Source organism: Pseudomonas sp. B14-6 (assembly GCF_013260315.1).
In the GTDB taxonomy this organism is placed as follows: domain Bacteria; phylum Pseudomonadota; class Gammaproteobacteria; order Pseudomonadales; family Pseudomonadaceae; genus Aquipseudomonas; species Aquipseudomonas mandelii.
In genome coordinates this window covers 847,633-872,821 of the sequence record NZ_CP053929.1, presented here as the reverse complement: position 1 = coordinate 872,821, position 25,189 = coordinate 847,633, and the positions used below count along the sequence as shown (strand labels likewise).

Here is a 25,189-nt window from a genome sequence, read left to right as displayed (position 1 = left end):
CGGCCAAAAGCGGGACTGCCTCGGGTTCTCCAGTGTCTGATCTGACCTCTTCGCGGGCATACGGTGCCTTTGTAGGAGCGAGGCTTGCCCGCGAAGGCAGCACCGCCGATCTAACTGCCCTTCACCGCCACAAACGCCACGGTTTCATAAGGTACGGTCACCACATCCTTGCCGCGCAAGTCAGGCTCCCCGGCAATCAACGCCCGCATCTGTTCATCCACCCTCTCCCGCTGCTCCTCGGGCAACGCCGCTATAAAACTGGTCGAGCGCACGCGATTGAAGATCACATCTTCCGGCGCCCCCGTGTGCCCATGGCTGAAATACTGGGCTTGCAACGGCCCGAACGCCGGATGAGGAAAGGCCTGACGCCAGGCTCCCGTGTAGTAGCGCGGCGTATCGCCTTCCAGCGCGTTGACGATCGCATCCAGTTTCGGCACCCAACTCACCTTGGTATCGCGCAGGTTCCACACCAGGCCCAGCCTGCCACCGGGCTTGAGGATCCGGGCGATTTCGGTCAGAGCTTCAGTGCTGGCAAACCAGTGAAAGGCCTGGGCGCAGACCACCACGTCCACCGATGCATCCGGCAGCGGCAAATCCATCGCGGTGCCGCTCACCGCCAACACATCGGGGAACGCGTCGGACAACTTCTCAAGCATCTGCGGCACCGGTTCCACGGCAATCACCTGCGCGCCGGTCGCGACCAGGCGCCCAGTGAATTTACCGGTGCCCGCGCCCAGATCGATCACGGTTTTGCCCGCGTTCAAGCCCAGGGTTTCGCTCAGCCACTCGGCCACTTGCGGCGGGTAGTCCGGGCGGCCGCGAACATACGTATCGGCCCCGGTTTTGTAACCCGCAGCCGCAGAATGATGGACCTGATCTTTCATGGCAGTGCTCCTGAACAACAACGAATGCTGTCGAGCATAGCGCCTCGATTTGAGCTTTCCCCGCCAAAGAAATGAATAATTGTTCACCCTGCGGTGTTCTCCAATCAACGCCCCATGAGAATTGCCCCTGCGGCTGCCGCCTGCGGCCGGGGCGTGGTTTACACTCAATCGAATCAACTCGCCGAGCATTTTCCATGACTATCCGTTTTGCTGTTTTCACCGCCCCGCTGTTGCTCGCCGTTGCGTTGTCCGGTTCACTGGCCCTGGCCGATGGCGACGATGACGCTCCGGCCAAACCCAACTGCCCCAAAGGCCAGGTGTTCGACACCAAATCGCAGAAGTGCGTCATGCAAACCAGCAGCCTGGTCCCGGACGCTGACCGCACCGATTACGCCTACCGCCTGGCCAAGGACGGTCGCTACGAAGAAGCCCTGGCCCTGCTCGATACGCTCAAGAATCCAAATACGGCCAAGGCTCTGAACTACCGCGGCTATGCCACGCGTAAACTGGGGCGTACCGACGAAGGCATCGGTTATTACCTGCAATCGGTCAAACTCGACCCGCACTATGCGCAAGTGCGTGAATACCTCGGCGAGGCTTACGTGATCAAAGGTCGGCTGGACCTTGCGCAAGAGCAGTTGCAGCAGATCAAATCGATCTGTGGCAGTACGTGTGAGGAATATCAGGACCTGGCCGAAGCGATCAATGATTCATCGAAAACCTGACACACCGAACAGACGGAGGTCGCCATCGCCAGCGATCAGGCAATACGAACAGAACTGGGCCAGCATTTGACGCGTTTATGGCGTTACGGCCTGCTGCTGTCCCGGCAACGGCATGTGGCCGAAGACCTGGTGCAAGCCACCTGCGTTCGGGCACTTGAGCGTGCCGGGCAGTTTGTACCTGGCACCCGCATGGACCGCTGGCTGTTGAGCATTTTGCATTCGATCTGGCTCAACGAAGTGCGCTCCCGACGGGTGCGCCAAGGTCAGGGCCTGGTCGATGCCGACAGCCAGTTGTCGGTTGACGGAGAATCGGTAGCGCAGACCCATGTGCTCGCCGCCCAGGTCATCCGCCGGGTCGACGCCCTGCCCGAGGCCCAACGTGAAACGGTGTACCTGGCGTATGTCGAAGGCCTGTCGTATCGCGAAGTCGCCGAGGTGCTGCAAGTGCCCATCGGCACCGTCATGAGCCGCCTCGCCGCCGCACGGGTGAAACTGGCTGAATATCCGCCACTGCACACAGTGCCGAACCCTTTCACGGGAGAACGTCGATGAACGAGCGCGCGACACCTTCGGACGAGGAACTGGTGGCGTACCTCGACGATCAGCTCGATGCCGACCAGCGCACCCGCATCGACGCGGCCGTCGCCGAAGACTCGACACTCAACTTGCGCCTGCAATGGCTGGCCCGCAGCAGCCTGCCGTTCAAAGAGGCTTATGACGAACTGACCCAACAGGCGCCTGTCCACCGCTTGCAGTCGATGCTCGACACTTTGCCCTCGCCTGAACGTCCGGCCCTGAATCGACGCCGATTCCTCGCGGCGGCGGCCGGCCTGGTGGTGAGTGGCGTGGTGGCGGATCGATTGTTCCTTGCCTGGCAACTGAGCCAGGAAAAAAGCAACTGGCGGGGCCTGGTCGCCGACTATATGTCGCTGTACGTGCCGCAAACCCTGGAACACTTGCCCGTCGACGAAGCCTCGCAACGGGCGCAACTGCGAACCATCGACGCGCGCCTGGGCCTGAGCCTGACGCCTGCAAAACTGGCCCTGCCACGGTCCGAATTGAAGCGCGCGCAGATCCTCGAATACGACGGCATGCCGATCGCGCAGATTACTTATCTGGACCCGGCACATGGTCCGATTGCCTTGTGCGCCAAGCGCTCCAACAGTGGTAGCCGGCATTTTTCCCATGAGATTCGGCACAGGATGAATGTGGTGTATTGGGCAGACATGGAACATGCGTGGATGCTGATCGGGCATAACCCGGCGGCGGAACTGGAAGGCATGGCGAAATCGTTGCGTAGCCGACTTAGCGCGTGAGCGAAGTTGCCCTATGCTTGGCGTCTGTTTTCCAAGGAGGAACCTCCCCATGCCAAACGTTTCTCGCACAGCCTTGCTGGTCATCGACGTACAGAACGACTTCATCCCCGGGGGCAACTGCCGGTGCCCGAGGGAGACTTGATCGTGCCCTTGATCAACCGCCTGGGCGACCGGTTCAAACAGGTCATCATTACCCAGGACTGGCACCCGCCCGGCCACGCCTCGTTCGCGTCCAGCCATCCCGATCGCGAACCTTACGAGGTCATCGAGCTGCCTTACGGCCCGCAAACACTGTGGCCGGATCATTGTGTACGGGCGACGGCAGGGGCCGAGTTACACAAGGATCTCAACCTGCCCCACGCGCAACTGATCATCCGCAAGGGCTGCAACCCGGACATCGACAGTTACTCGGCATTTCTGGAAGCGGATCGCAAGACCACCACCGGCCTGGCCGGCTATTTGAAAGAACGCGGCATCGACACGCTCTATCTGGTCGGACTGGCGCTGGATTTCTGCGTGATGTTCTCGGCGCTGGATGCGCGGGCGGCGGGGTTCAATGTGTTCGTGGTGTTGGATGCGTGCCGGGCGATTGACCTGGACGGATCGTTAGCGGCTGCGATCTCGCGGATGCAGGTGGCTGGCGTTGATCTGGTTTCAGCGGATCAAGTGCCGGGTTAACCCCCGGCACCTGCCCACAAGGACTGCGTTCGAGTGCGCCACGATTCGAACGCAGTTTCGCAGGCTTGGCAGACGCTACCTGGAAATTGCAATCGCTCACTCACCGATAACCAAGTCTGTTCCGTTTCGGCCCCACACTAATCAGCCACTCTGAAATTATCGAGTGAGAACCAGTCCGGCGTAGGGCAGTGAAAATCCAGCCGAGCGATACCCGGTGCATCAAACGAAACATTCACCGGACCACCGTATGATGTCCCCAGTTTCTGTGTGCCCAGCAAGGCTCCAGCGGCGGTGTAATACGACACGGTGCTGTTGTCGTAATTGGAGCTGACGTGCCAGAAACTGATCCGTGAATAACTGTTCTTGAGTTTCAATTCCACGTTCACCGCCGCTGTGCCAAACGCTTCGCGACCGATGCTCAGCACCTGGTTTTCTACCTGTCCGGGAAACGATTCGCCAATTTCAGTGCGGGGAGTGACGGCAACCTCGCCTTCTCCCGACTTGAACGTGATCCGCATGCTGGACAGATCAATGACACCGCCGTGCCGCACCGTTTGGGTGGGCGCACCGTCAAAGTCCTCCAGAGGCTGAGCGGGCAGGTTCAATACTGTCAGTTCCTGTGTGGCAAACACCACGGCAGCGCTTTCATCGTCCTTGCCGTCGAACCCCACTTTCAACACCATTTGCAGCTGGCTTCCGGGCTTGAACTTCAGCAGCAGATCCCGTGGCACCGTGTTGTCCAGCCCGCCTATCTCCACATTCGTGACAGGTGCGCCCTGAGCGATAGGGATGACGTACTCGTTGCCATTTACATCAACACCGTGCAGGCGAAACCAACGCAATTGCCCAAGTCCTATCCCGGGCCATGGCGCGCATTGCGCCTGCACTGGGCCCGCAAACGAGCCGAGATCCAGCACCTTATTGCCGATGGCTTGAGGGATCGACGGCTTTGGCAGGCGCGGATCCTTGTCATTTATTCGATTGATCGTCACATCCAGTGAATCGCTGGCTTGCGCCGCAGTATCGCGGAGCAACGCCCAGGACAGGCTCATGACCGCACCATGATTGGCCATCAACATCTGTGGCTTGAGCAGAAAGTTCGCCCGATGGTTTTTGTTGAAGGCTATGGCGGCGAACGTCGGCGAGCCGAGACCGGGTGTACCTTCGGCCAACAGTCGGGCCTGATCACCGGGAACATCGTCAAGAAATTCCACACGAGCGGTCACGCCATCAACAAAGTCCAGTGGGTCCAGTGGAGTGCCCGCCCCACCAGCGTTGGCGGTTGCAGCAAGGAGACAGCCTTGCCTTTGACGTCGACCTTCAACGCAATGGAACGATCAAGCCTATTGCCCTGACTCATGCGGGTGTAACTGAACACGGCAGTCCCGCCCGCAACTCGGGCGAATCGATCGTATGGAACGGACAGCGAATACATGAAAGGGACATTCTTGATTGTTTCAATGAGCGTCAACACGTCTTCCGGTTCCGATCCGTCGGCGCTGCGGAAGCGGCAAGTGAGGTGGATTTCGTCGTCTTTCAACCAACCGCGCGGCACGTAAACCTGCGCCGTGGCCGGTTTGCCCGCGAGTTTTTCAAGCTCGATGGTATCGGGATCGTCTTCGGCATCGGCGGGGTCTTCACTGACGATCGGTGGGTCATACCACGTGCCCTTCAGGTTGACGTACAGATACAGACTGGCCGAGTACGGGCTGTTGACATCCGGCCCGTTACCTACGCGATCGATCACTGTGTAATTGATGCGAAAACGCGGATTATCGCCAGCCGCAACAAATGTCGCTTCGTCGACCGTCATCTCGAGCCAACCCTGATCGACTTCAGGCTGGGTCACCGTGTGGTTGAGCACAATGGAATTGCAATCGAGCCGAATCTGGTCAAACGTCCTCATCAACGGATAGGACAGCGTGACGATAACGCCTTCGCTTGCCCGCTCAGGGTCCACGCCTTGATCCAGCACTTCTGACTCGACTTCAATCGATAGCTCCGAATGACCTTCCTCGCCAGGAAACTGATCCACGAGGCCGGGGCGCTGCGCATGGAATAACACTCGCAACGGCGCCGAAGCGTCGATCTCGGTGCCTGCGCGATCAAGCAAGCAATCGAGCGTATTGAGCCCGTCCGTCCAGTGCCGGGTCTGCACGTAAACAGTCGCACGCTTGTCTTCTTCACCCGCCATCACGGGGAATGAGGCCACCGCTGCGCCGTTGAGCTGCAGCTTGAAGGTGTCACCGGCTTGTGCGAGGGACGAAGGCTCGATGAACACTTTGACCCCTTCCGGATACAGGTAAGTCAACGCCAGTGGCAGCCCGGCGTCGACGCCGTCCGGCCCCGGAATCGGTTCTTTCATTCCCGGAATGAGGGGTTTGTCGAGGGTGAATGTGGTCATCGTATTCATGGGAAAGTCCCTGTAGGCCGGGCTGCGATGGCTGGATAGAAAAGAGCACGTCCTTTTTATTCAACACCGCCCGGCCGATGACCGCTACTGTCAGATCTGACAGGTACAGCACCTTAAAAACCTGAATGACTACCTTTAGTCTGAAAACGCGCCTGACCTTAAGCCGAAGTGCTGGCCGGCGTCGGCAACCACAATTTGAATCGCGCTCCGCCGAGCGGCGATGCCTCAACGGTCAGCGTGCCACCCTGCGCTTCCAGCGCCCGACGACTGATCGCCAGCCCCAGGCCAAATCCGCCCGTTGCCCGATCCCGGCTGCGATCCAGTCGATAGAACGGTTCAAAAATCCTCTCGCGCTCATCGTCGGGAATGCCGATGCCGTCGTCGTCGACCCAGATTTCACACCCTTTCGGACAGACCTTTACGCCAATCTGAATACGCTTTTCGCAATAGCGCATGGCATTGCGCAGCAGGTTCTGTATCGCGCGAGCCGTCAGTCGCGGGTCCAGCACGAAGCGTTCAAGTTGCCCATGCAGCAGCACGTCGATCACGATGTCCGGCGATTCCAGTTCTTCATCGACGCTGCCCAGAATGCTGTCGATGAACTCGTCCAGCGACACTTCAACCTGCTCCGGCAGACGCGCCGGGTTTTGCAGTCGGCTGTAGGACAGCAACTCCAGCACCAGCTCATCCAGCTCCCGTATGTGCGCGACCAGCCCCAGCAGCCGCTCGCGACTGGCGGCCGGCAAGTCGTCGGACAGCGCCAGGGCCAGGCCGAAGTCCAGGCGCGTCAGCGGTGTGCGCAGTTCGTGGGACACGGCGTTAAGCAAGTCGCGTTGCTGGTTGAGCAGGTTTTCGATGTCGCCGGCCATGGTGTCGAAGACAGTGGCCAGGCTGCCGATGTTGGAGTGCGAGGAGATCTGTGTGCGTTCGCCGAGGTGGCCCTTGCCGAAACGTTCGGCGGTGCCTTTGAGCCGTTCCAGATCGCGCCAGTGCGGACGCAGCCACAGCAACAGGCAGGCGAGCATGGTCGCGCCGATCAGGACGTTGATGCTCCAGTACAACAGGCTGACGTCCATCGGGTCCGGCGGTACGACCATTTCGACAATGGACTGCTCATTCAGCGGTGCCACGGCGAGCGTGCGCCAGCCCCAGTCACCAATGCGCACGACGTTCTCGCCACGCTGCAAACGCTGGCGCTCCTGGAGGGTGAAGTCGGGATCGTCATGGCGGGTCAGAACGATGCGCAGCGGGGCAAACTCCTTGTCCATTTCAGTCGCCAACGCTGGCCATTGAGCTTCCGGCACGGCATGGAACTGTTTGACGATGAGGGTTTGCAGCCCGCGCGAATAATCGAGGTTGTAAGTGACGAACCGCTCATGGAAGAGCTTGATCACCAAGTCCGGCATCAGGTAGATCGCCGCGCTGTACGAGACGATCATCACCAGATAGAGGCGAAACAGGATCCTGAACATCGTCTCAGCATTCCCACTCGGAACGGCTGAACAGGTAGCCCTTGCCCCACACGGTCTTGATCTTGCGCGCCTCGCCCGCGTGGTCGTCGAACTTGCGCCGCAACTTGGAAATCGCCACGTCCACCGAGCGGTCGGTGCCGTTGAATTCGATGCCGCGCAGGCGTTGCAGGATCTGGTCGCGGCTCAGTACTTCGCCGGCATGCCGGGCCAGCACCACCAGCAGGTTGTATTCACCGCTGGACAGCTCCACCAGCTGATCGCGCCAAGTCACGGTGCGCTCGGACAAGTCGATGCACAAGTTGCCCATGAGGATGCGGTCGTTGGCGGTCTGCGGTTCGCTGAGGCTGCTGCGGCGCAGCAGCGTGCGCACGCGGGCCAGCAAGACGCGGGGTTCGCAGGGTTTGGTGACGTAGTCGTCGGCGCCCATTTCCAGCCCCAGCACCTGATCGTGGCTGTCGTCGCGAGCGGTGAGCATCAGGATCGGCAGCGTGGCCGAATCCGCCCGCAGCAAGCGGCAGACTTGCAGGCCATCGAGCCCGGGCAGCATCAGGTCGAGGATGACCAGGTCCGGCGGATTGACCCGCGCCCGCTCGCGCACGTGGTCGCCACGGCTGATCACACTGACGCTATAGCCATTGCGTTCCAGGTAGCTGGCAATCAGTTCGGAGAGCGCGGTGTCGTCTTCGACCAGGAGGATGTTGGGCATGGGTGTTTCCAGAAAGTGCAGTGGCGACCTTTGGGGCCTCTTCGCGGGCAAGCCTCGCTCCTACAGGGAAATGCGCATACCCGCTCCAACGAGGGAATGCGATTAACGGTAGGAGCGAGGCTTGCCCGCGAAGGCGGCCTGACAGGCGCAAAAAGTTTCAAGCGGCCAAGGATATACGCCCCCGCACGCCCGCGAGCAAAACCCTTACACAATTTCACACAGCACCAACAAAGCTTCACCGCTACTCTCCTCGCCTCCCCGTAGGATGCGGGCAGTCATTATTGGGGTAATTACATGTCAAAGAACCTGCTTGCCAAGCTCAGCCTGATGGCGCTGGCATTGACGCTGAGCGCTTGTGACAAGTCCTCGAACGCCGAAGAACAGGCGCCTCTGGCCACGGTGCGCGTCGAAACAGTCGAAGCCCGGCCCCTGTCGATCACCAGTGAACTGAGCGGGCGGATTGCCGCGCCACGGATTGCCGAAGTCCGCGCCCGGGTCGCCGGCGTCGTGTTGCAACGCACCTTTCGCGAAGGCAGCGACGTCAAAAAAGGCGATGTGCTGTTCCGTATCGACCCGGCACCCTTCAAGGCTGACCTCGACAGCGCCGAAGCGTCCTTGCGCAAGGCTGAAGCCAATGCGTTCCAGGCCAAATTGCAGGAACAGCGTTATGCCCAGTTGATCGAAGGCAACGCCATCAGCGGCCAGGATTACGACAACGCCCGGGCCAGTGCCCGGCAAACCGCTGCTGATGTCGCCGCCAACAAGGCCGCCGTGGACCGGGCGAAACTCAACCTCGGCTACGCCACCGTCACCGCACCGATTTCCGGGCGCATCGGCCGCGCGCTGGTGACCGAAGGTGCGCTGGTCGGGCAGAACGAAACCACGCCGCTGGCACTGATCCAGCAGCTGAACCCGATTCACGCCGACCTGACCCAATCGACCCGGGAACTCAACGACCTGCGCCGCGCCTTCCGTTCCGGGCAGTTGAAGGAAGTGGGCCAGGGCCAGGCCAAAGCCACGCTGATTCAGGATGACGGCAGCCTTTACCCGCTGCCGGGCAAGCTGCTGTTCACCGACATCACTGTCGACCCGGGCACTGGCCAGATTATCGTGCGCAGCGAGTTCCCCAACCCGGACCTCGACTTGCTGCCGGGCAGCTTCGTGCGGGTGCGCCTCGAACAAGCCGTCAATCAGCAAGGCATCAGCGTACCGCAACGGTCCATTCAGCGTGACAGCGCCGGCATTGCCCAGGTGTTGGTCATCGACGCCGAGCAGCGCATCGGCCAGCAAACGGTAGAACTGGGCGCGGTACAGAACGATCGCTGGATCGTCACCGCCGGCCTTAACCCCGGCGACCGCATCGTCACCGAAGGCCTGCAACACGCCAAGCCCGGTGAAAAAGTCCAGATCGACAACACCCCTCTTCCACTTGCCCAGGTTTCTGGTCAGTAAGCAGGACGCTTTTTATGCCGCAGTTCTTTATCGATCGCCCGGTGTTCGCCTGGGTGGTTGCCCTGTTCATCCTGCTGGCCGGCGCCTTGGCCATTCCTCAGTTGCCGGTGGCGCAATACCCCGACGTCGCGCCGCCGCAGATCGAAATCTACGCCGTGTACCCCGGCGCTTCGGCGCAGACCATCGACGAGAGCGTAGTCAGCCTGATCGAGGAAGAGCTCAACGGCGCTGATCACCTGTTGTATTTCGAATCCCAGAGCAGCCTCGGCAGCGCCACCATCAAGGCCACTTTCCAGCCGGGCACCCACCCGGAAATGGCCCAGGTCGACGTGCAAAACCGGCTGAAAGTCGTGGAATCGCGCCTGCCCCAAGCGGTCAATCAGCAAGGCTTGCAGGTGGAGAAAGTCTCCGCCGGTTTCCTGTTGTTGATCACCCTGACTTCCAGCGACGGCAAGCTCGACGATGTGGCGCTCAGTGATTACCTGGCGCGCAACGTGATGAACGAGATCAAGCGTCTGGACGGCGTCGGCAAAGCCCAGTTGTATGGCGCCGAACGGGCGATGCGCATCTGGATCGACCCGCAGAAGCTGATCGGTTTCAACCTGACCCCGGGCGACGTCAACGCCGCCATCGTCGCGCAGAACGCCCAGGTCTCGGCCGGCAGCATCGGCGATTTGCCGACGCGCACCACCCAGGAAATCACCGCGACCATTCTGGTAAAAGGCCAATTGTCGACGCCGGAAGAATTCGCCGACATCGTCCTCAAAGCCAACCCCGACGGTTCCACCGTGCGCATCAAGGACGTGGCGCGGGTCGAGATCGGCAGCCAGGAATATCAGTTCGGCACGCGCCTGAACGGCAAGCCTTCCACCGCCGTCAGCGTACAGTTGGCGCCGGGCGCCAATGCGCTGAGCACCGCGACCCTGGTGCGAGCGAAGATGGATGAACTGGCGCGCTACTTCCCGGCGAACGTGGAATACAAGATTCCTTACGACACCTCGCCGTTCGTCAAAGTCTCGATCACCAAAGTGGTTTACACCCTCGGCGAGGCGATGCTGCTGGTGTTTGCGGTGATGTTCCTGTTCCTGCAGAACATCCGCTACACGCTGATCCCGACGCTGGTGGTGCCGGTGGCGCTGATGGGCACGTTTGCGACCATGCTCGCGCTGGGCTTCTCGATCAACGTGCTGACCATGTTCGGCATGGTACTGGCCATCGGCATTCTGGTGGATGACGCCATCGTCGTGGTGGAAAACGTCGAGCGGATCATGGCCACCGAGGGCCTGTCGCCCAAAGAGGCGACGCGCAAGGCGATGAAGCAGATTACCGGGGCAATCATCGGCATCACCCTGGTGCTGGTGGCGGTGTTTATTCCGATGGCGTTCATGCAGGGCTCGGTCGGGGTGATTTACCGACAGTTCTCGCTGTCGATGGCCACCTCGATCCTGTTCTCCGCCTTCCTTGCGCTGACCCTGACCCCGGCGCTGTGCGCGACGCTGCTCAAGCCGATTGCCAAGGGCGAGCATCACGAAAAGAGCGGGTTCTTTGGTTGGTTCAACCGTGGTTTCGATCGTTTGACCGAGCGTTATCAAGGTTGGGTGGCGTATGCACTGAAACGCACGGGCCGTTATCTGCTGATCTACGGCGTACTGCTGATTGGTCTGGGCCTGTGTTTCAGTCGCCTGCCCTCCTCGTTTCTGCCGGTTGAGGATCAGGGCTACACCATCACCGACATTCAGCTACCACCGGGCGCGAGCAAAAACCGCACGGTCAAGGTCGTGGAACAAGTTGAAGCGCACAACGCCACGGAACCGGGTGTCGGCGACAGCACAGTGATTCTCGGTTTCAGTTTTTCCGGCAGCGGACAAAACGCCGCGCTGGCATTTACCACGCTGAAGGATTGGTCGGATCGGGGCAGCGACGACTCGGCGAGTTCGATTGCCGACCGCGCCAACATTGCCCTGAGCCAGATAAAGGATGCGGTGGCCTTCTCGGTGCTGCCGCCGCCGGTTGACGGTCTCGGCACTTCCAGCGGCTTCGAGTTCCGCTTGCAGGACCGTGGCGGCCTCGGTCATGCCACGCTGATGAAAGCGCGTAGCGAATTGCTCGCCGCCGCCGAGAAAAGCCCGATCCTGATGAACGTGCGCGAAAGCGCGCTGGCCGAGGCGCCGCAAGTGCAGCTGGAAGTCGACCGCAAACAGGCCAACGCTTTGGGCGTGTCCTTTGCCGACATTGGCAACGTGCTCTCCACGGCGGTCGGTTCGGCCTACATCAACGACTTCCCCAATCAGGGGCGGATGCAACGGGTGGTGGTTCAGGCTGAAGGCGATCAACGCAGCCAGGTGGCCGATCTGCTGAAGATCCACGTGCGTAACGACGGCGGAAAAATGGTGCCGTTGTCGGCCTTCGTCCAGGCGAAATGGACCCAGGGCCCGGCGCAGTTGACCCGTTACAACGGCTACCCGGCGATCAGCATTTCCGGCGAGCCGGCGCCCGGCCACAGCACCGGCGAAGCCATGGCGGAAATCGAGCGGCTGGTTGCGCTCGGCCCGGCCGGGTTGGGTCAGGAGTGGACCGGGTTGTCGTTGCAGGAACGTTTGTCCGGCAGTCAGGCACCGATTCTGCTCGGGCTGTCGCTGTTGATCGTGTTCCTCTGTCTGGCGGCGCTGTATGAAAGCTGGTCGATTCCGACATCGGTGCTGCTGGTAGTGCCGCTGGGTGTGCTCGGCGCCGTGCTGGCCGTGACCTTTCGCGGGATGCCCAACGACGTGTTCTTCAAGGTCGGACTGATCACCATCATTGGCCTGTCGGCGAAGAACGCGATCCTGATCATCGAGTTCGCCAAGAGCCTGTACGACGAAGGGCATGACTTGATCGACGCCACGCTGCAAGCCGCGCGCTTGCGGTTGCGGCCGATTGTGATGACGTCGCTGGCGTTCATTCTGGGTGTGGTGCCGTTGGCAATTGCTACCGGGGCCAGTTCGGCGAGTCAGCAAGCAATCGGCACCGGGGTGATCGGCGGGATGATCACGGCGACGCTGGCGGTGGTGTTTGTGCCGGTGTTTTTTGTGGTGGTGATGAAGCTGGTCCGCAAACGCCATAAAGACATCTAACCCACAACATATCCCCTGCGGGAGCGGGTTGTTTTCTCTGGTGTGGTCACAACAGACCACACTGGACTAAGGTGGTCGCATACCCTGGCCCATCGAGCACCCATGCCCTATCTCGCCCGCACCCACCCTCGCCTGTCTGCCGCAGCCACCCTTGGCCTCGCGGCAGGCATTCTGGCTCCAGTCGATTCGATCATCAGCAAAATCCTCATTGGCTGGAATGTCGGGGTCTGGACGTACTTGATCCTGATGCTCTGGCTCGCCGCCCGCGCCAAGGCGCCTGATGTAAGGCGTATTGCCGAGATCGAAGACGAAAACGCCGGGTTGGTGTTGTTTGTGGTGTGCATCGCGGCGATTGCCAGCCTCGCGACCATCACCTTCGAGCTGGCCGGCAGCAAAGACCTGGAAACCACCCGCAAGCTTCTGCATTACGGCTTCACCGCGCTGACGCTCATCGGCTCATGGCTGCTGATCGGGGTGATTTTCAGCGTGCATTACGCTCGCCTGTTCTACACCTGGGACGGCAAGGACCTGGCACTACGCTTCGCCGAAGGACTGGAAACCCCCAATTACTGGGACTTTCTGTACTTCTCTTTCACCATTGGCGTGGCGGTGCAGACTTCGGATGTGGGCGTGGCGACTCGGAGCATGCGCAAGATTGTGCTGGCGCAATCACTGATCGGTTTTTTGTTCAATACGGCGATTCTCGGTTTTTCGATCAACATCGCAGCCGGGTTATTTGGCTGAGCGCTGCACAAACGTTCTAGTCATTGTTCCCGGCGTCGGCGTTAAATACGTTGGTAAACGGTTTCGCAGGTGCAACATGACCACCCACAACTGGATCGACCTGACCCAAGACGCCGACACCGGCATCGAAACCCTGCGCGCGCATTTCAAGGGCCACGCTTACGATCCGCACTGGCATGACAGCTACCTGGTGGGCGTGACCGAGCAAGGCGTTCAGCAATTCAATTGCCGGCGCGCCAGGCATCAGAGCACGCCGGGCAAAGTATTCTTGCTCGAACCGGGAGACATCCACGACGGAGAGGCGCCGACGGAGGATGGGTTCACCTACCGCATGTTGTACCTCGATCCACAGTGGCTGGAACGTGAGTTGAGCGCGCTGTTCGAAGACGCGCCGCTTAATAGTCAATTGAGTTTCGCCACCACCCTGGCCAGTGATACAAGGCTGGCTCACGCCATCAGCCTCGCCTTTGAAGCCTTGCACGGGGCGGAATTGAGAATCGTGCGCCAGAGCGCTCTTGACGGGTTACTGGAGCGCCTCACCACTCACTTGCACTGGCGCACCCGTTATGCGGAAGACCCGCGCCTGCCCCGGGTGGCGCAGAAGGCCCGGGAGTACCTGCATGCCAACGCCCGTTACGACATCGGTCTCGATCAATTAGCTGCGGCAACTGGCGTAGATCGATTCCGTTTGACCCGCGCGTTCAAGGCCGCTTATGGCATCGCACCCCATGCTTACCTCGTGCAATTACGCCTGGCCACCGCGCGTCGCCTGCTGGCCCGCGGAGAACTACCGGCCACAATCGCCATGGAATTGGGGTTTTCCGATCAAAGTCATCTGGGCCGCTGGTTTGTAAGAGCCTATGGCCTGACACCCGCGCTGTACCGCAAGCGCTGCTCAAATCTTCCAGACAGGTGATACGCCGATTGTGAAGATCGTCATCATCGATCTTCACCGGAGTTTGCCCGCGATGCTGCCCTCTTTCCCGACGTTCCTGCCTTTCCTGCTGTTTGCTTTCGTGGCGTCGATCACGCCCGGACCCACCAACATTCTGGTGCTGAGTAACAGCGCCCGATATGGACTTTCTGCCGCACTGCCGATCATTTTCGGTGCCTGTGCCAGCGCCGCCACCCTTGTTTTGGTGGTGGGTACCGGAGCTGGTTCGTCGCTGAGCGCGTTGCCCGCCGTGCAAACCGCCATGCAATGGATCGGAGTGATGTGGCTGAGTTACCTCGCGTGGCAGATTTTCAGCGCCCCGGCGCAATCCGTTGCCGCGCAGGAAACCAAGGCGCGACTTGGAGCGGTGGGCGCCGCCAGCTTGCAATTGATTAACCCGAAAACATGGATGATGGCCCTCGCCGTCGTCAGCGTCTTTGCCGGAACGGGTGAATATCGGCTGGTACAGGTGGTGTATCTGTCGCTGGCATTTTTCCTGATTTCCCTGCCTTGCCTCGGCGTATGGGCACTGCTCGGCGCAGGCTCCATGCGTTGGTTACGCTCGCCGCAGGCGATGCAACGTTTCAACCGTGGCATGGCGGTGTTGCTGCTGGTATCGGCCTGGCTGAGTGTCTGGTTGTGACCTCCATCCGTCGGCGTTTATAGGCTCATCGTTCATTCGCTACTTGACGGGGGATTCGTTTCTGGTGTCTTCTGAAACCGGTTTCAGTGCTTGGCACTTAACCTGATAAATCCAATAAGAAGGTTTCAGACCGTGAACGATTTCTCCGCCGCCCAGCGCAGCCGCGTCACCATGCTCGACGTCGCCGAACACGCCGGCGTCTCCAAGGCCAGCGTCTCGCGCTTCATCGGCGATGATCGCGCTCTGCTCTCCGATGCCATTGCCTTGCGCATCGAGCAGGCAATTGCCCAACTCGGCTATCGCCCCAACCAGATGGCCCGCGGCCTGAAACGCGGCCGCACTCGCCTGATCGGCATGCTGGTAGCCGACATCCGTAACCCTTATTCGATTGCCGTGATGCACGGGGTGGAAACCGCCTGCCGTCAGCACGGCTACAGCCTGGTGGTGTGCAACACCGATCGCGATGACGAGCAGGAGCGCCAGCACCTCGCGTTGCTGCGCTCGTACAACATCGAAGGCTTGATCGTGAATACCCTGGGCCACCACCGCGATGAGTTGCGCGAGCTGCATCGGGAGATGCCGATGGTGCTGGTGGATCGCAAGGTTGAGCAGCTTGAAAGTGATCTGGTCGGTCTGGACAACCCGGCCGCAGTGGAAATGGCCATCGCCCACTTGCAGGAACGCGGCTATCGCGACGTGCTGATGGTGACCGAACCGTTTGACGGCACCAGCTCGCGGATTGAGCGGGTCAGCAGTTTCAAGGCGCAGATCGGGCAGCGTCCGACGCTGACCGGCGCGGTGGTCGAAACCGGTAGCGAGCTGACTGCGCAACTGAAAACCTTCCTGGAAACCCCCGGCCCTGGTCACAAAGCGTTGTTCTGTGCCAATGGCATTGCGGCGTTGGCCGCAACCCATGCCTTGCGCGAGTTGCAGTGCAATCTGTTCGAGGATGTCGGGTTGATTGCTTTGGATGATCTGGATTGGTATCCGCTGGTGGGCAGCGGGATTACGGCGCTGGCCCAGCCGACGGCGGAGATTGGCGCGAGCGCGTTTGAGTGTTTGCTCAAGCGGTTGCGTGGGGATGACGGACCGGTGCGGACGATGGATTTTTCGGCGCGGTTGATTGTGCGTGGGTCGACCCTTGGGAATCTTCAGTGAATGTGATGGCCCTATCGCCAGCAGGCTCGCTCCCACATTGGAATGCGTACACCTGCTCGCGATGAGGCCCGAAAGAACCCCACATTACTTAAGCCATTTTTTTTGAACAAAAATGAAACCGGTTTCAGAGGTGCAAAACAATGAATAAACCACCCGTTTCCATCAGCCTGTCGAGCTACGGCGCCGATCTGGTCCGCCAACGCGGCCAAGGCAGTTTTATCGAGGTATTGGCGGCTGCCGGTGCCACGCGCATTGAATGGCGCGAAGAATTGCTGACCCATGAAAACCCGGTGCAACTGGCCGACGCCACTCGCTCACATGGCCTGGAAAGCATCTATTCCTCACCGATGGAACTGTGGCTGGCCGGCCAGTCGAAACCCAACCCTGAACTGCTTTGCACCCTCCAGCGCGCTGAAACGTTCGGCGCCAAATGGCTGAAAGTTTCCTTGGGCTACTTCACCGACAACAACGATCTGCACACCTTGAGCCGGATCCTCGCGCGAAGCCCGGTGCAGCTGCTGGTGGAAAACGACCAGACCTTGCACGGCGGGCGTATCGAGCCGTTCCAACGCTTCTTCGGCGAAGTCGAGCAACACCGACTGCCGATCAAAATGACCTTCGACATCGGCAACTGGCAATGGCAGGACCAGTCCGCCGTCAATGCCGCTCGGCTGCTCGGTCGGCATGTCGGCTACGTGCATTGCAAAGCCGTTGCGCGCCGGGCTGACGGCAAACTGGTCGCCACCCCGCCAGCTGCCAGCGATGTGCACCTGTGGGAACAACTGCTGCGGCACATGGCCCAAGGCGTCATGCGCGCGGCGGAATATCCGCTGCAAGGCGATGACCTGGTGCAGTTGACCACCGACCACGTCGCCACCCTCGCCCGCCTCGGCCAATCCCGTCTGGAGAGTGCCCATGTCTGAGTTCGATATCCTCTCGTTCGGCGAAACCATGGCGATGTTCGTCGCCGATCAGAACGGTGATCTGGCGGCCGTCGGCCAATTCCACAAGCGCATTGCCGGGGCGGACAGCAACGTCGCGATCGGCCTGTCGCGGCTGGGGTTCAACGTGGCGTGGCTGAGCCGGGTCGGTGCCGATTCGTTAGGACGGTTTGTCGTTGATACGTTGGAAAAGGAAGGCCTGGATTGCAGCCATGTCGCCATCGACCCGGCACACCCGACCGGGTTTCAGCTCAAGTCTCGTACCGACGATGGCAGTGATCCGGCGGTCGAGTATTTCCGTCGCGGCTCGGCGGCGAGTCATTTGTCGGTGCAATCGATCTCCCCGCCGTTGCTCAACGCGCGACATCTGCACGCTACCGGCATTCCTCCGGCGCTGTCTGCGTCGGCCCGGGAAATGTCTTTTGAACTGATGACCCGCATGCGCACTGCCGGGCGCAGCGTGTCCTTCGACCCGAACCTGCGCCCAAGTCTGTGGGCCAGCGAGCAACTGATGATCAGCGAGATCAACCGCCTCGCCGCCCTCGCCCACTGGGTGATGCCGGGGTTGAGTGAAGGACGTTTGCTGACCGGGTATGAAGACCCGGAGGACATTGCGGCGTTTTATCTCGATCAGGGTGCAGAAGCGGTGGCAATCAAGCTCGGGCCCCATGGCGCGTATTACCGCACGCAGCAAGATCAAGGGTTTGTCGCGGGTGTGCCGGTGGCAACGGTGGTCGATACCGTCGGCGCCGGTGATGGCTTTGCCGTCGGCATGATCAGCGCCTTGCTCGAAAACCACAGCTTCGCCGATGCCGTGCAGCGGGCCAACTGGATTGGCAGCCGTGCGGTGCAGAGTCGCGGGGATATGGAGGGGTTGCCGACCCGACTTGAGATGTCCGTCGAATTTGAGACCGCTGTTCGCGGGCAAGCTTCGCGCCTACAGGACAGCGGCGCTCTTGTAGGAGCGAGGCTTGCCCGCGAAGAGCCCCGCACAGCCACTGAAGATTTCTGACCCGTTACCTGCTGCGACAAAAACAACAAGCTCAGGAGCACCACTATGAAAACCGCCTCACTCGCCACCCGCCGTTGGTGGTACATCATGCCCATCGTCTTCATCACCTACAGCCTGGCGTATCTGGACCGCGCCAATTACGGCTTCGCTGCCGCCTCCGGGATGGCCGCCGACCTGATGATCACGCCCGGCCTGTCTTCAATGCTCGGCGCGCTGTTTTTCCTCGGTTACTTTTTCTTCCAGATACCGGGCGCGATCTATGCGCAGAAACACAGCGTGAAGAAGCTGATTTTCGTCAGCCTGATCCTCTGGGGCGGGCTCGCGACGTTGACCGGGGTCGTCTCCAACGCCTATTGGCTGATCGTGATCCGTTTCATGCTCGGTGTGGTCGAGGCCGCGGTGATGCCAGCGATGCTGGTGTACTTGTGCCACTGGTTCACCCGCGCCGAACGCTCCCGGGCCAATACTTTCCTGATCCTCGGCAACCCGGTGACCATGCTGTGGATGTCAGTGGTATCAGGTTATCTGGTGCAGCATTACAGCTGGCGCTGGATGTTCATCATTGAAGGTTTGCCGGCGGTATTCTGGGCGTTTATCTGGTGGCGTCTGGCCGATGACCGTCCGGCCCAGGCCAAGTGGCTGACCGACCAGGAGAAGCACGACCTGGAAAGCGCTCTCGCCGCCGAACAGGTCGGCATCAAAGCAGTGAAGAACTACGCCGAAGCCTTCCGTTCGCCGAAAGTGATCATCCTTGCGCTGCAGTTTTTCTGCTGGAGCATTGGTGTCTACGGTTTCGTGTTGTGGCTGCCGTCGATCCTCAAGGCCGGCGCGCAGATGGACATGATCGAAGCCGGCTGGCTCTCGGCGCTGCCGTACCTGGCCGCGGTGATCGGCATGCTGCTGGTGTCCTGGGGCTCGGACAAATTGCAGAAGCGCAAACGCTTCGTCTGGCCGCCGCTGCTGATCGCCTCGATTGCGTTCTACGGTTCCTACGCCTTGGGCGCCGAACATTTCTGGTGGTCCTACACCCTGCTGGTGATCGCCGGCGCCTGCATGTATGCGCCGTATGGGCCGTTTTTCGCCATCGTTCCGGAAATCCTCCCGGCCAACGTTGCTGGCGGGGCCATGGCGCTGATCAACAGCATGGGCGCGCTGGGTTCATTCGGCGGTTCGTATCTGGTCGGCTACCTGAACAGCTCCACCGGCTCGCCCGGCGCGTCTTACTTGCTGATGAGCGGCGCGTTGATGCTCTCCGTGATTTTGACGATTTTCCTCAAGCCCGGCGCCAGTGACCGGGTCGTGGCGAAGGCCGATACGCAACGGTCAGTCCCGGCTCACCCTTGATTTGAAGTTGAGATGATGACGATGAAAAAGCAGGTCGTGCTGTACAAGAAACTCTCGCCGCTGTTGATGGCTCGCCTGCATGAGCACACCGACGTGACACTGATCGACAACCTCAACCCGGAGGGCATCGAACAACTTCGCGCCGCCCTGCCCCGCGCCCATGGCTTGCTTGGCGCGAGTCTGAAGCTGGACGGCGAATTGCTTGATCTGGCGCCCAATCTTGAAGCGATCGCCAGTGTCTCGGTGGGCGTCGACAACTATGACATCGACTACCTGACCGAGCGGCGCATTCTGCTCAGCAACACCCCGGACGTGCTGACGGAAACCACGGCGGACACGGGGTTTGCGCTGATTCTGGCGACGGCCCGGCGCGTGGTGGAACTGGCCAACATGGTCCGCGCCGGTCAGTGGAACCGCAACATCGGTCCGGTGCATTTCGGCACCGACGTGCACGGCAAGACCCTGGGCATCATCGGCATGGGGCGCATTGGTGAGGCGTTGGCCCAGCGCGGGCATTTTGGTTTTGGCATGCCGGTTATCTATCACAGCCATTCGCCAAAACCGGCGGTTGAGCAACGCTTTGATGCTCAGTACCGCAGCCTGACGGCGCTGTTGCAACAGGCCGATTTCATTTGCCTGACCTTGCCGTTGACGGCTGAAACCGAAGGGTTGATTGGCGCTGAAGAGTTCGCCTTGATGCGCCCGGAGAGTATTTTCATCAACATTTCCCGAGGAAAAGTCGTCGATGAGGCCGCGCTGATTGAGGCATTGCGCACCGGACAGATTCGCGCTGCGGGACTGGATGTGTTTGAGCGTGAGCCGCTGAATGTTGATTCGCCGTTGTTGACGTTGAACAACGTGGTGGCGACGCCGCATATGGGGTCGGCGACGCATGAGACTCGGGAAGCGATGGCTGGGTGCGCGGTGGATAATCTGCTGATGGCGTTGGCTGGAGAACGGCCGAAGAACCTGGTGAATGTCGGGGCGTGGTCCGAGCGTAAGGATTTCGGCGTCTGTTAGTCAGCCTTCGCGGGCATGCCTCGCTCCTACGGGCTTCGCCGATCCTGTAGGAGCAAGGCTTGCCCGCGAAGAGGCCGGCACTCACACAACACTGTCAGGCCCGCCGCGCTTCGAGCAGGTCCGCTGCACACAACGCAATCCGCCGGCACGCATCCGCCAGTTTCACTTGATCCACCACCAACCCGATGCGGATATGCCCCGCCGCACTCGGCCCGAATGCCTCGCCGGCAAGCACCGACACGCCGTAACCCTCCAGCAGACGCTCGGCAAACCCTTGGGCGCACAACCCGGTCGGGCGCACATCGACCATCACGAACATCCCGCCATCCGGCCGGATCGGGCGGATCCCCGGGCAACCACTCAACCTCGCGCACACCAGATCGCGACGCAGGCGATATTCCTCCCGCATCAGCGCCACTTCCGGCAGGTCTTCATCCAGCGCCACCTGCGCGGCTTTCTGCACAAAATCGGGAATGCCGAACAGCATGCACAACGACAAATGCACCAGGTGCTCGGCCAACATTTTCGGGCCGATTGACCAACCCACGCGCCAGCCGCTCATGGCGTGGGATTTGGACAGGCTGTTGATGGTCGCGGTGCGTTCGGCCATGCCCGGCAGGCTTGCCGGGCTGATGTGTTCGCCCTCGAACAACAGATCGCTGTAGACCTCGTCGCTGATCAGCCACAGATCATGACGCACGCACAACACCGCCAGCGCTTGCCAGGTCTTCAATGACAGGCTTGCGCCGGACGGATTGTTTGGACTGTTGAGCAACAGGACGCGGGTCTTCGGCGTAATCAGCGCCGCGACATCCGCCGGGTCAACGCGAAAGCCGTTCTCCGGCCGCACTGCCACCGGCACCACCTTGGCCGCGCAAGCGCCGAACACCCCTTCATAGGTCACGTACATCGGTTCGGCGACGATCACCTCATCGCCGGGATCGAGCAGGCATTGCGCGACCGAATACACCGCACACTGCGCGCCCGGAAACACGATCACATGATCGGCGTCCACCGCCTGACCACTGCGCTGTCGATGGCGCCGCGCAATGCTGCTGCGCAATCCGCGACTGCCGCGCACCTCCGGGTAATGCGTGTCGCCGGCCCGCAAACTGTCGACGGCCGCCTGCACGATGGGCGCCGGCGTATCGAAATCAGGATCGCCGATCGACAACAGCAGTACATCGACTCCTTGCTCGCGCATTTCCAGCGCTCGGTCATGAATCTGCCAGGCTGCCGCTCCGTCGCCGGCGATTCGTTGGGTCAAGGCTGAATAGCGCATGTGTTTCTCCTGTCGCGCGCGGACTCCCAGTCTCAACCCTATCTCAAATCACGAAACGCGCCACCATCGCATTCAAATCGACCGCCAGGCGCGACAGCTCATGGGTCGCGGCGCTGGTCTGATTGGCACCGGCGGCGGACTGGGTGGCGAGGTCGCGGATGTTCACCAGGTTGCGGTCGACTTCACGAGATACCTGCGCCTGCTCTTCGGAAGCGCTGGCGATCACCAGGTTGCGTTCGTTGATCAAGTGGATTGACTGGGTGATCTGCTCCAGCGCCACACCAGCGGCGCGGGCCATCTCCAAGGTGCTCTGGGTGCGCTGATTGCTCTGCTGCATCGACGAGACGGCTTCGCCCGTGCCGTTCTGGATGCCGGCAACCATTTTTTCGATTTCCTGGGTCGATTGCGCCGTGCGATGGGCCAGGGCCCGGACTTCGTCTGCCACCACGGCAAAACCACGTCCGGCTTCACCGGCACGGGCCGCTTCAATGGCTGCGTTGAGCGCCAGCAGGTTGGTCTGTTCGGCGATGGCGCGGATCACGTCCAGCACTTTGCCGATGTCGCGGCCCTGTGCGGCCAGGCCTTCGATCATCAATGAAGTGTTTTGCACGTCGTGGGTCATGGTCTGGATCGCGTCCACGGTTTCCACCACGCGGTCGCGGCCTTCACGGGCGGCCTGGGTCGACTGGCTCGACGCTTCGGAGGTCGACACCGCGTTGCGCGCGACTTCTTCCACGGCAGCGGTCATTTCGTTGACCGCCGTGGCGGCCTGTTCGATTTCGTTGTTCTGTTGTTGCAGGCCGCGGGACGCTTCCTCGGTCACGGTGCTGAGTTCTTCTGCGGCAGCACCCAGTTGCGTCGCGGACCCGGCGATCTGTTCGATGGTTTTGCGCAGGTTGGCCTGCATGACGGACAAGGCCCCGAGCAAGCGTGCCGGTTCGTCCTTGCCGTCGATTTCGATGGCTTTGCTCAGGTTGCCGCCGGCAATGGTTTCTGCGGCCTGGACTGCGCGATTGAGCGGCGTGACGATGCTGCGGGTCAGTAGCCAGGCCAGCAGCACGGTCAGGAGCGACGCGACCACCGACACCACGATGATGCCGTTCACGGCGGTGTTGTAGTTTTCTTGCGCAATCATCCCGGCCGCTTTTGCGCCCTGCTGGTTGTAAGCCACCAGTTTATTGAGCTGCTCGCCCATCTGGTCGGTGCCTTCCTTGATCCGCGTGTTGATCAAGGCGCGCATCTCATCCACCTTGTTCTGGCGCGACAGGTCCAGCATCTCGCGTTGCGCTTGCATGTATTTTTCCAGCGTCGCGCTGAATACCTTGTACAGCGCCTCTTCGTCCGACTCCATCGGCAACTCGGCATAACTGGCCTGGGCCTTGCGCGCCTTGTCGATAAGCACCGCGATCCGCGCTTCAGCTTCCTGCAAACTGGCCGGCTCGCGGTTGACCAGAATCCGGAACGACAAGATACGCATGCGCAGGATGTTTTCGGTGACATTGCCCAGGAAGCCGATGCTGGGCAGTTGGGTACTGCCCATGTCGATCGAGGCCTGGCGGATGATCGACATGCGATTCACCGCAAACACACCGAGCACGATGACGAGCAAGGCAATGAAAGCAAACCCCAGGAAGGCTCGAGGTGCGATATTCAGATTACGCAGGGACATAGGACGATACTCGGGTGATTGAGGCGGCGAGCGTCCTTGCGGTGATGGCTGAGTGGCGGGCGTGAGGCGCACAGGATCAGCGGGGCGCCACTGTTGTAATAGGTTTGTGTGCGCTTATTGGCTGTATCGGCTGGGGATGAGGTTTTTTGCGGGGATTGGAGAAAAATATTTTTGCTGGGCGACATCTGTTTCAACGCTGAAACACAGTGGCGGCCCTGATGAACATTTGTGGCGAGGGAGCTTGCTCCCGTCCGGCTGCGCAGCGGCCGTAGATTTTGGGGCCGCTTCGCAGCCCAGCGGGAGCAAGCTCCCTCGCCACAAGATTCCTGTGTGCAGACAATTTTGGTCAGGGTTTGCGGCTGGCGATCCGCCAAACACGGGCAATATCACTCGCTCGCTCGCGCAACAATCGCGGCGCCTCGGCACACGCCTGCTCGAGCGTCATCGGCCCACTGGCCAAGGCAAACGCGGCATCAATGCCATGTTCATACAAGTCCTGATAACCCTCGCCCAACGTCCCCGCAATCACAATCACTGGCACGCCCTGCTCCCGGGCAACGCGTGCGACGCCGAATGGGGTTTTGCCGCGCAAGGTCTGGGCGTCAAAACGGCCTTCGCCGGTGATGACCAGATCAGCGCCCTTCACCGCCTCGGACAGCCCGACCAGTTCGGCCACCACTTCAACCCCGGCCTTGAATTGCGCCTCCAGAAACGCCTTGGCCGCAAATCCCAACCCTCCCGCCGCGCCGCTGCCCGGCTCGTGCTGGACGTCCTTGCCCAACGCCTGGGCGCACAGTTCGGCGAAGTGCCCCAGGGCAGCGTCCAATTGCAGGACTTGCTCGGGCGACGCACCTTTCTGCGGACCAAAAATCGCGGAAGCACCGTGCGGACCGCACAGGGGGTTGTTGACGTCGGCGGCGATGTCGAAACGCACGTCGGCCAGGCGCGGATCAATTGCACTCAGGTCGATGCAAGCCAGTTGCGCCAGCGCCAATCCACCCGGGGCCAGCGCTTGCCCTTGCACGTCCAGTAACTTCACGCCCAGCGCCTGCATCGCTCCGGCGCCGCCATCATTGGTGGCGCTGCCGCCAATGGCCAGGATCACCCGTTGCGCCCCGGCATCCAGCGCGGCGCGAATCAGTTCTCCGGTGCCAAAGGTGCTGCTGACGCACGCATCGCGCTGCCACGGCGGCACCAGTTGCAGACCGCTGGCTTCGGCCATTTCGATGATTGCGGTGCGGGTTTGCGGCAACCAGCCCCACGCGGCATCGACGGTGATGCCAAGCGGACCGCGAACTTGGGTCCTGCGCAATTCGCCTTCGCACGCGGCCAGAATCGACTCGACCGTGCCTTCGCCGCCGTCGGCCATCGGGCATTTGACCAGTTGCGCATCCGGCCAGACCTGCGCCAGCCCTACAGCAATGGCATCGGCCACACCCTGGGCACTCAGGCTGTCCTTGAACGAATCGGGGGCGATCACGATTTTCATGCGAATTCTCCAGTTCCAATGCGTTCCATGCTGCCAGCAGCCCCGCACAATAACGCCGGTCCGCTGCACAAGCGGGGGTGGCGTTTGTTGTTCATTTCTACAAAACGCCTGTTTTCAGATCCAGCATCTGTGCGGCTGCTGGTCCGCCATCGCGAGCAGGCTCGCTCCCACATTGGTCCTGCGGTGTTCACAAA

Annotated in this window: 20 protein-coding genes and 3 pseudogenes; 14 read left to right on the top strand and 9 right to left on the bottom strand. The window is 60.9% G+C overall.

The window, feature by feature from the left end:
• Window positions 1-110: 110 nt before the first annotated feature.
• Window positions 111-884 carry a class I SAM-dependent methyltransferase gene (locus tag HP062_RS03985; protein ID WP_172790861.1) on the bottom strand — a complete coding sequence of 258 codons (774 nt, stop codon included), beginning with the start codon at window positions 882-884 and terminating at the stop codon, window positions 111-113.
• A gap of 194 nt (window positions 885-1,078) precedes the next feature.
• Between HP062_RS03985 and HP062_RS03980 the strand changes: the two genes are divergently transcribed.
• The 4 genes and pseudogenes from HP062_RS03980 to pncA all read left to right on the top strand — a co-directional run bounded on the left by HP062_RS03980 (window position 1,079) and on the right by pncA (window position 3,603).
• Window positions 1,079-1,609: a tetratricopeptide repeat protein gene (locus HP062_RS03980; protein WP_083376824.1), complete on the top strand. Its 531-nt coding sequence runs from the start codon at window positions 1,079-1,081 to the stop codon at window positions 1,607-1,609.
• 66 nt (window positions 1,610-1,675) lie between these two features.
• Entirely contained in the window at window positions 1,676-2,161 is a 486-nt protein-coding gene (locus HP062_RS03975) for an RNA polymerase sigma factor (protein ID WP_077748369.1), read from the top strand.
• Window positions 2,158-2,925 (top strand): anti-sigma factor, encoded by a 768-nt coding sequence (locus HP062_RS03970; RefSeq protein ID WP_010459997.1) that lies wholly within the window; start codon window positions 2,158-2,160, stop codon window positions 2,923-2,925. Before HP062_RS03975 ends, HP062_RS03970 begins: the two co-directional genes overlap by 4 nt.
• 49 nt (window positions 2,926-2,974) lie before the next feature.
• Window positions 2,975-3,603 (top strand): annotated as a pseudogene (pncA, locus tag HP062_RS03965) (bifunctional nicotinamidase/pyrazinamidase).
• A 137-nt stretch (window positions 3,604-3,740) separates the two neighbouring features.
• Here the strand turns inward: pncA and HP062_RS03960 are convergent.
• The 4 genes from HP062_RS03960 to HP062_RS03945 all read right to left on the bottom strand — a co-directional run bounded on the left by HP062_RS03960 (window position 3,741) and on the right by HP062_RS03945 (window position 8,194).
• On the bottom strand, window positions 3,741-4,775 hold the full coding sequence (locus HP062_RS03960; protein ID WP_172790860.1) for a hypothetical protein: 1,035 nt from the start codon (window positions 4,773-4,775) through the stop codon (window positions 3,741-3,743).
• A 50-nt stretch (window positions 4,776-4,825) separates the two neighbouring features.
• Entirely contained in the window at window positions 4,826-6,016 is a 1,191-nt protein-coding gene (locus HP062_RS03955) for a hypothetical protein (RefSeq protein ID WP_172790859.1), read from the bottom strand.
• A gap of 158 nt (window positions 6,017-6,174) precedes the next feature.
• Complete coding sequence (locus HP062_RS03950; protein WP_172790858.1) at window positions 6,175-7,488, bottom strand: ATP-binding protein; 1,314 nt, start codon at window positions 7,486-7,488, stop codon at window positions 6,175-6,177.
• A gap of 4 nt (window positions 7,489-7,492) precedes the next feature.
• Window positions 7,493-8,194: a response regulator transcription factor gene (locus HP062_RS03945; protein WP_010459989.1), complete on the bottom strand. Its 702-nt coding sequence runs from the start codon at window positions 8,192-8,194 to the stop codon at window positions 7,493-7,495.
• Window positions 8,195-8,488: 294 nt separating this feature from the next.
• On the opposite strand from HP062_RS03945, the gene HP062_RS03940 reads away from it, so the two are divergent.
• From HP062_RS03940 to HP062_RS03895, 10 genes are all read left to right on the top strand, one after another.
• The gene (locus HP062_RS03940) at window positions 8,489-9,646 is read left to right on the top strand and encodes an efflux RND transporter periplasmic adaptor subunit (RefSeq protein WP_102593762.1); all 1,158 of its coding nucleotides are present in this window, start codon (window positions 8,489-8,491) and stop codon (window positions 9,644-9,646) included.
• Between the two features lie 14 nt (window positions 9,647-9,660).
• Window positions 9,661-12,759 carry an efflux RND transporter permease subunit gene (locus HP062_RS03935; RefSeq protein WP_172790857.1) on the top strand — a complete coding sequence of 1,033 codons (3,099 nt, stop codon included), beginning with the start codon at window positions 9,661-9,663 and terminating at the stop codon, window positions 12,757-12,759.
• A gap of 102 nt (window positions 12,760-12,861) precedes the next feature.
• On the top strand, window positions 12,862-13,503 hold the full coding sequence (locus HP062_RS03930) for a DUF1345 domain-containing protein (protein WP_172790856.1): 642 nt from the start codon (window positions 12,862-12,864) through the stop codon (window positions 13,501-13,503).
• Between the two features lie 76 nt (window positions 13,504-13,579).
• Window positions 13,580-14,419, top strand: coding sequence for an AraC family transcriptional regulator (locus HP062_RS03925; protein WP_010459981.1), 840 nt, complete (start codon window positions 13,580-13,582; stop codon window positions 14,417-14,419).
• Between the two features lie 52 nt (window positions 14,420-14,471).
• Entirely contained in the window at window positions 14,472-15,080 is a 609-nt protein-coding gene (locus HP062_RS03920; protein WP_172792536.1) for a LysE family translocator, read from the top strand.
• A gap of 132 nt (window positions 15,081-15,212) precedes the next feature.
• Window positions 15,213-16,238, top strand: coding sequence for a LacI family DNA-binding transcriptional regulator (locus tag HP062_RS03915; protein WP_083376832.1), 1,026 nt, complete (start codon window positions 15,213-15,215; stop codon window positions 16,236-16,238).
• Between the two features lie 140 nt (window positions 16,239-16,378).
• The gene (locus HP062_RS03910) at window positions 16,379-17,161 is read left to right on the top strand and encodes a sugar phosphate isomerase/epimerase (RefSeq protein WP_010459976.1); all 783 of its coding nucleotides are present in this window, start codon (window positions 16,379-16,381) and stop codon (window positions 17,159-17,161) included.
• The gene (locus HP062_RS03905) at window positions 17,154-18,191 is read left to right on the top strand and encodes a sugar kinase (protein WP_172790855.1); all 1,038 of its coding nucleotides are present in this window, start codon (window positions 17,154-17,156) and stop codon (window positions 18,189-18,191) included. The genes HP062_RS03910 and HP062_RS03905 overlap by 8 nt, the downstream gene beginning before the upstream one ends.
• Before the next feature lie 45 nt (window positions 18,192-18,236).
• The gene (locus tag HP062_RS03900; protein ID WP_102593756.1) at window positions 18,237-19,535 is read left to right on the top strand and encodes an MFS transporter; all 1,299 of its coding nucleotides are present in this window, start codon (window positions 18,237-18,239) and stop codon (window positions 19,533-19,535) included.
• 21 nt (window positions 19,536-19,556) lie between these two features.
• Window positions 19,557-20,555, top strand: a complete 999-nt coding sequence (locus tag HP062_RS03895; protein WP_172790854.1) for an NAD(P)-dependent oxidoreductase — start codon at window positions 19,557-19,559, stop codon at window positions 20,553-20,555.
• Between the two features lie 94 nt (window positions 20,556-20,649).
• Here the strand turns inward: HP062_RS03895 and HP062_RS03890 are convergent, their stop codons facing one another.
• The 4 genes and pseudogenes from HP062_RS03890 to HP062_RS03880 all read right to left on the bottom strand — a co-directional run bounded on the left by HP062_RS03890 (window position 20,650) and on the right by HP062_RS03880 (window position 24,995).
• Entirely contained in the window at window positions 20,650-21,837 is a 1,188-nt protein-coding gene (locus HP062_RS03890; RefSeq protein ID WP_172790853.1) for a pyridoxal phosphate-dependent aminotransferase, read from the bottom strand.
• Between the two features lie 43 nt (window positions 21,838-21,880).
• Window positions 21,881-22,477 (bottom strand): annotated as a pseudogene (locus HP062_RS31400) (methyl-accepting chemotaxis protein); the annotation flags it as partial.
• Window positions 22,478-22,786: 309 nt separating this feature from the next.
• A pseudogene (locus HP062_RS31395) lies at window positions 22,787-23,506 on the bottom strand (MCP four helix bundle domain-containing protein); the annotation flags it as partial.
• A 346-nt stretch (window positions 23,507-23,852) separates the two neighbouring features.
• On the bottom strand, window positions 23,853-24,995 hold the full coding sequence (locus tag HP062_RS03880; protein WP_172790852.1) for a glycerate kinase: 1,143 nt from the start codon (window positions 24,993-24,995) through the stop codon (window positions 23,853-23,855).
• Window positions 24,996-25,189 lie beyond the last annotated feature (194 nt).

Coding starts and splice junctions, on each gene's coding strand:
- HP062_RS03910 (WP_010459976.1), top strand. CDS start 16,379: ATGAATAAACCACCCGTTTCCATCAGCCTGTCGAGCTACGGCGCCGAT.
- HP062_RS03950 (WP_172790858.1), bottom strand. CDS start 7,488: ATGTTCAGGATCCTGTTTCGCCTCTATCTGGTGATGATCGTCTCGTAC.
- HP062_RS03925 (WP_010459981.1), top strand. CDS start 13,580: ATGACCACCCACAACTGGATCGACCTGACCCAAGACGCCGACACCGGC.
- HP062_RS03940 (WP_102593762.1), top strand. CDS start 8,489: ATGTCAAAGAACCTGCTTGCCAAGCTCAGCCTGATGGCGCTGGCATTG.
- HP062_RS03900 (WP_102593756.1), top strand. CDS start 18,237: ATGAAAACCGCCTCACTCGCCACCCGCCGTTGGTGGTACATCATGCCC.
- HP062_RS03880 (WP_172790852.1), bottom strand. CDS start 24,995: ATGAAAATCGTGATCGCCCCCGATTCGTTCAAGGACAGCCTGAGTGCC.
- HP062_RS03930 (WP_172790856.1), top strand. CDS start 12,862: ATGCCCTATCTCGCCCGCACCCACCCTCGCCTGTCTGCCGCAGCCACC.
- HP062_RS03935 (WP_172790857.1), top strand. CDS start 9,661: ATGCCGCAGTTCTTTATCGATCGCCCGGTGTTCGCCTGGGTGGTTGCC.
- HP062_RS03970 (WP_010459997.1), top strand. CDS start 2,158: ATGAACGAGCGCGCGACACCTTCGGACGAGGAACTGGTGGCGTACCTC.
- HP062_RS03985 (WP_172790861.1), bottom strand. CDS start 884: ATGAAAGATCAGGTCCATCATTCTGCGGCTGCGGGTTACAAAACCGGG.
- HP062_RS03890 (WP_172790853.1), bottom strand. CDS start 21,837: ATGCGCTATTCAGCCTTGACCCAACGAATCGCCGGCGACGGAGCGGCA.
- HP062_RS03980 (WP_083376824.1), top strand. CDS start 1,079: ATGACTATCCGTTTTGCTGTTTTCACCGCCCCGCTGTTGCTCGCCGTT.
- HP062_RS03945 (WP_010459989.1), bottom strand. CDS start 8,194: ATGCCCAACATCCTCCTGGTCGAAGACGACACCGCGCTCTCCGAACTG.
- HP062_RS03905 (WP_172790855.1), top strand. CDS start 17,154: ATGTCTGAGTTCGATATCCTCTCGTTCGGCGAAACCATGGCGATGTTC.
- HP062_RS03955 (WP_172790859.1), bottom strand. CDS start 6,016: ATGAATACGATGACCACATTCACCCTCGACAAACCCCTCATTCCGGGA.
- HP062_RS03895 (WP_172790854.1), top strand. CDS start 19,557: ATGAAAAAGCAGGTCGTGCTGTACAAGAAACTCTCGCCGCTGTTGATG.
- HP062_RS03920 (WP_172792536.1), top strand. CDS start 14,472: ATGCTGCCCTCTTTCCCGACGTTCCTGCCTTTCCTGCTGTTTGCTTTC.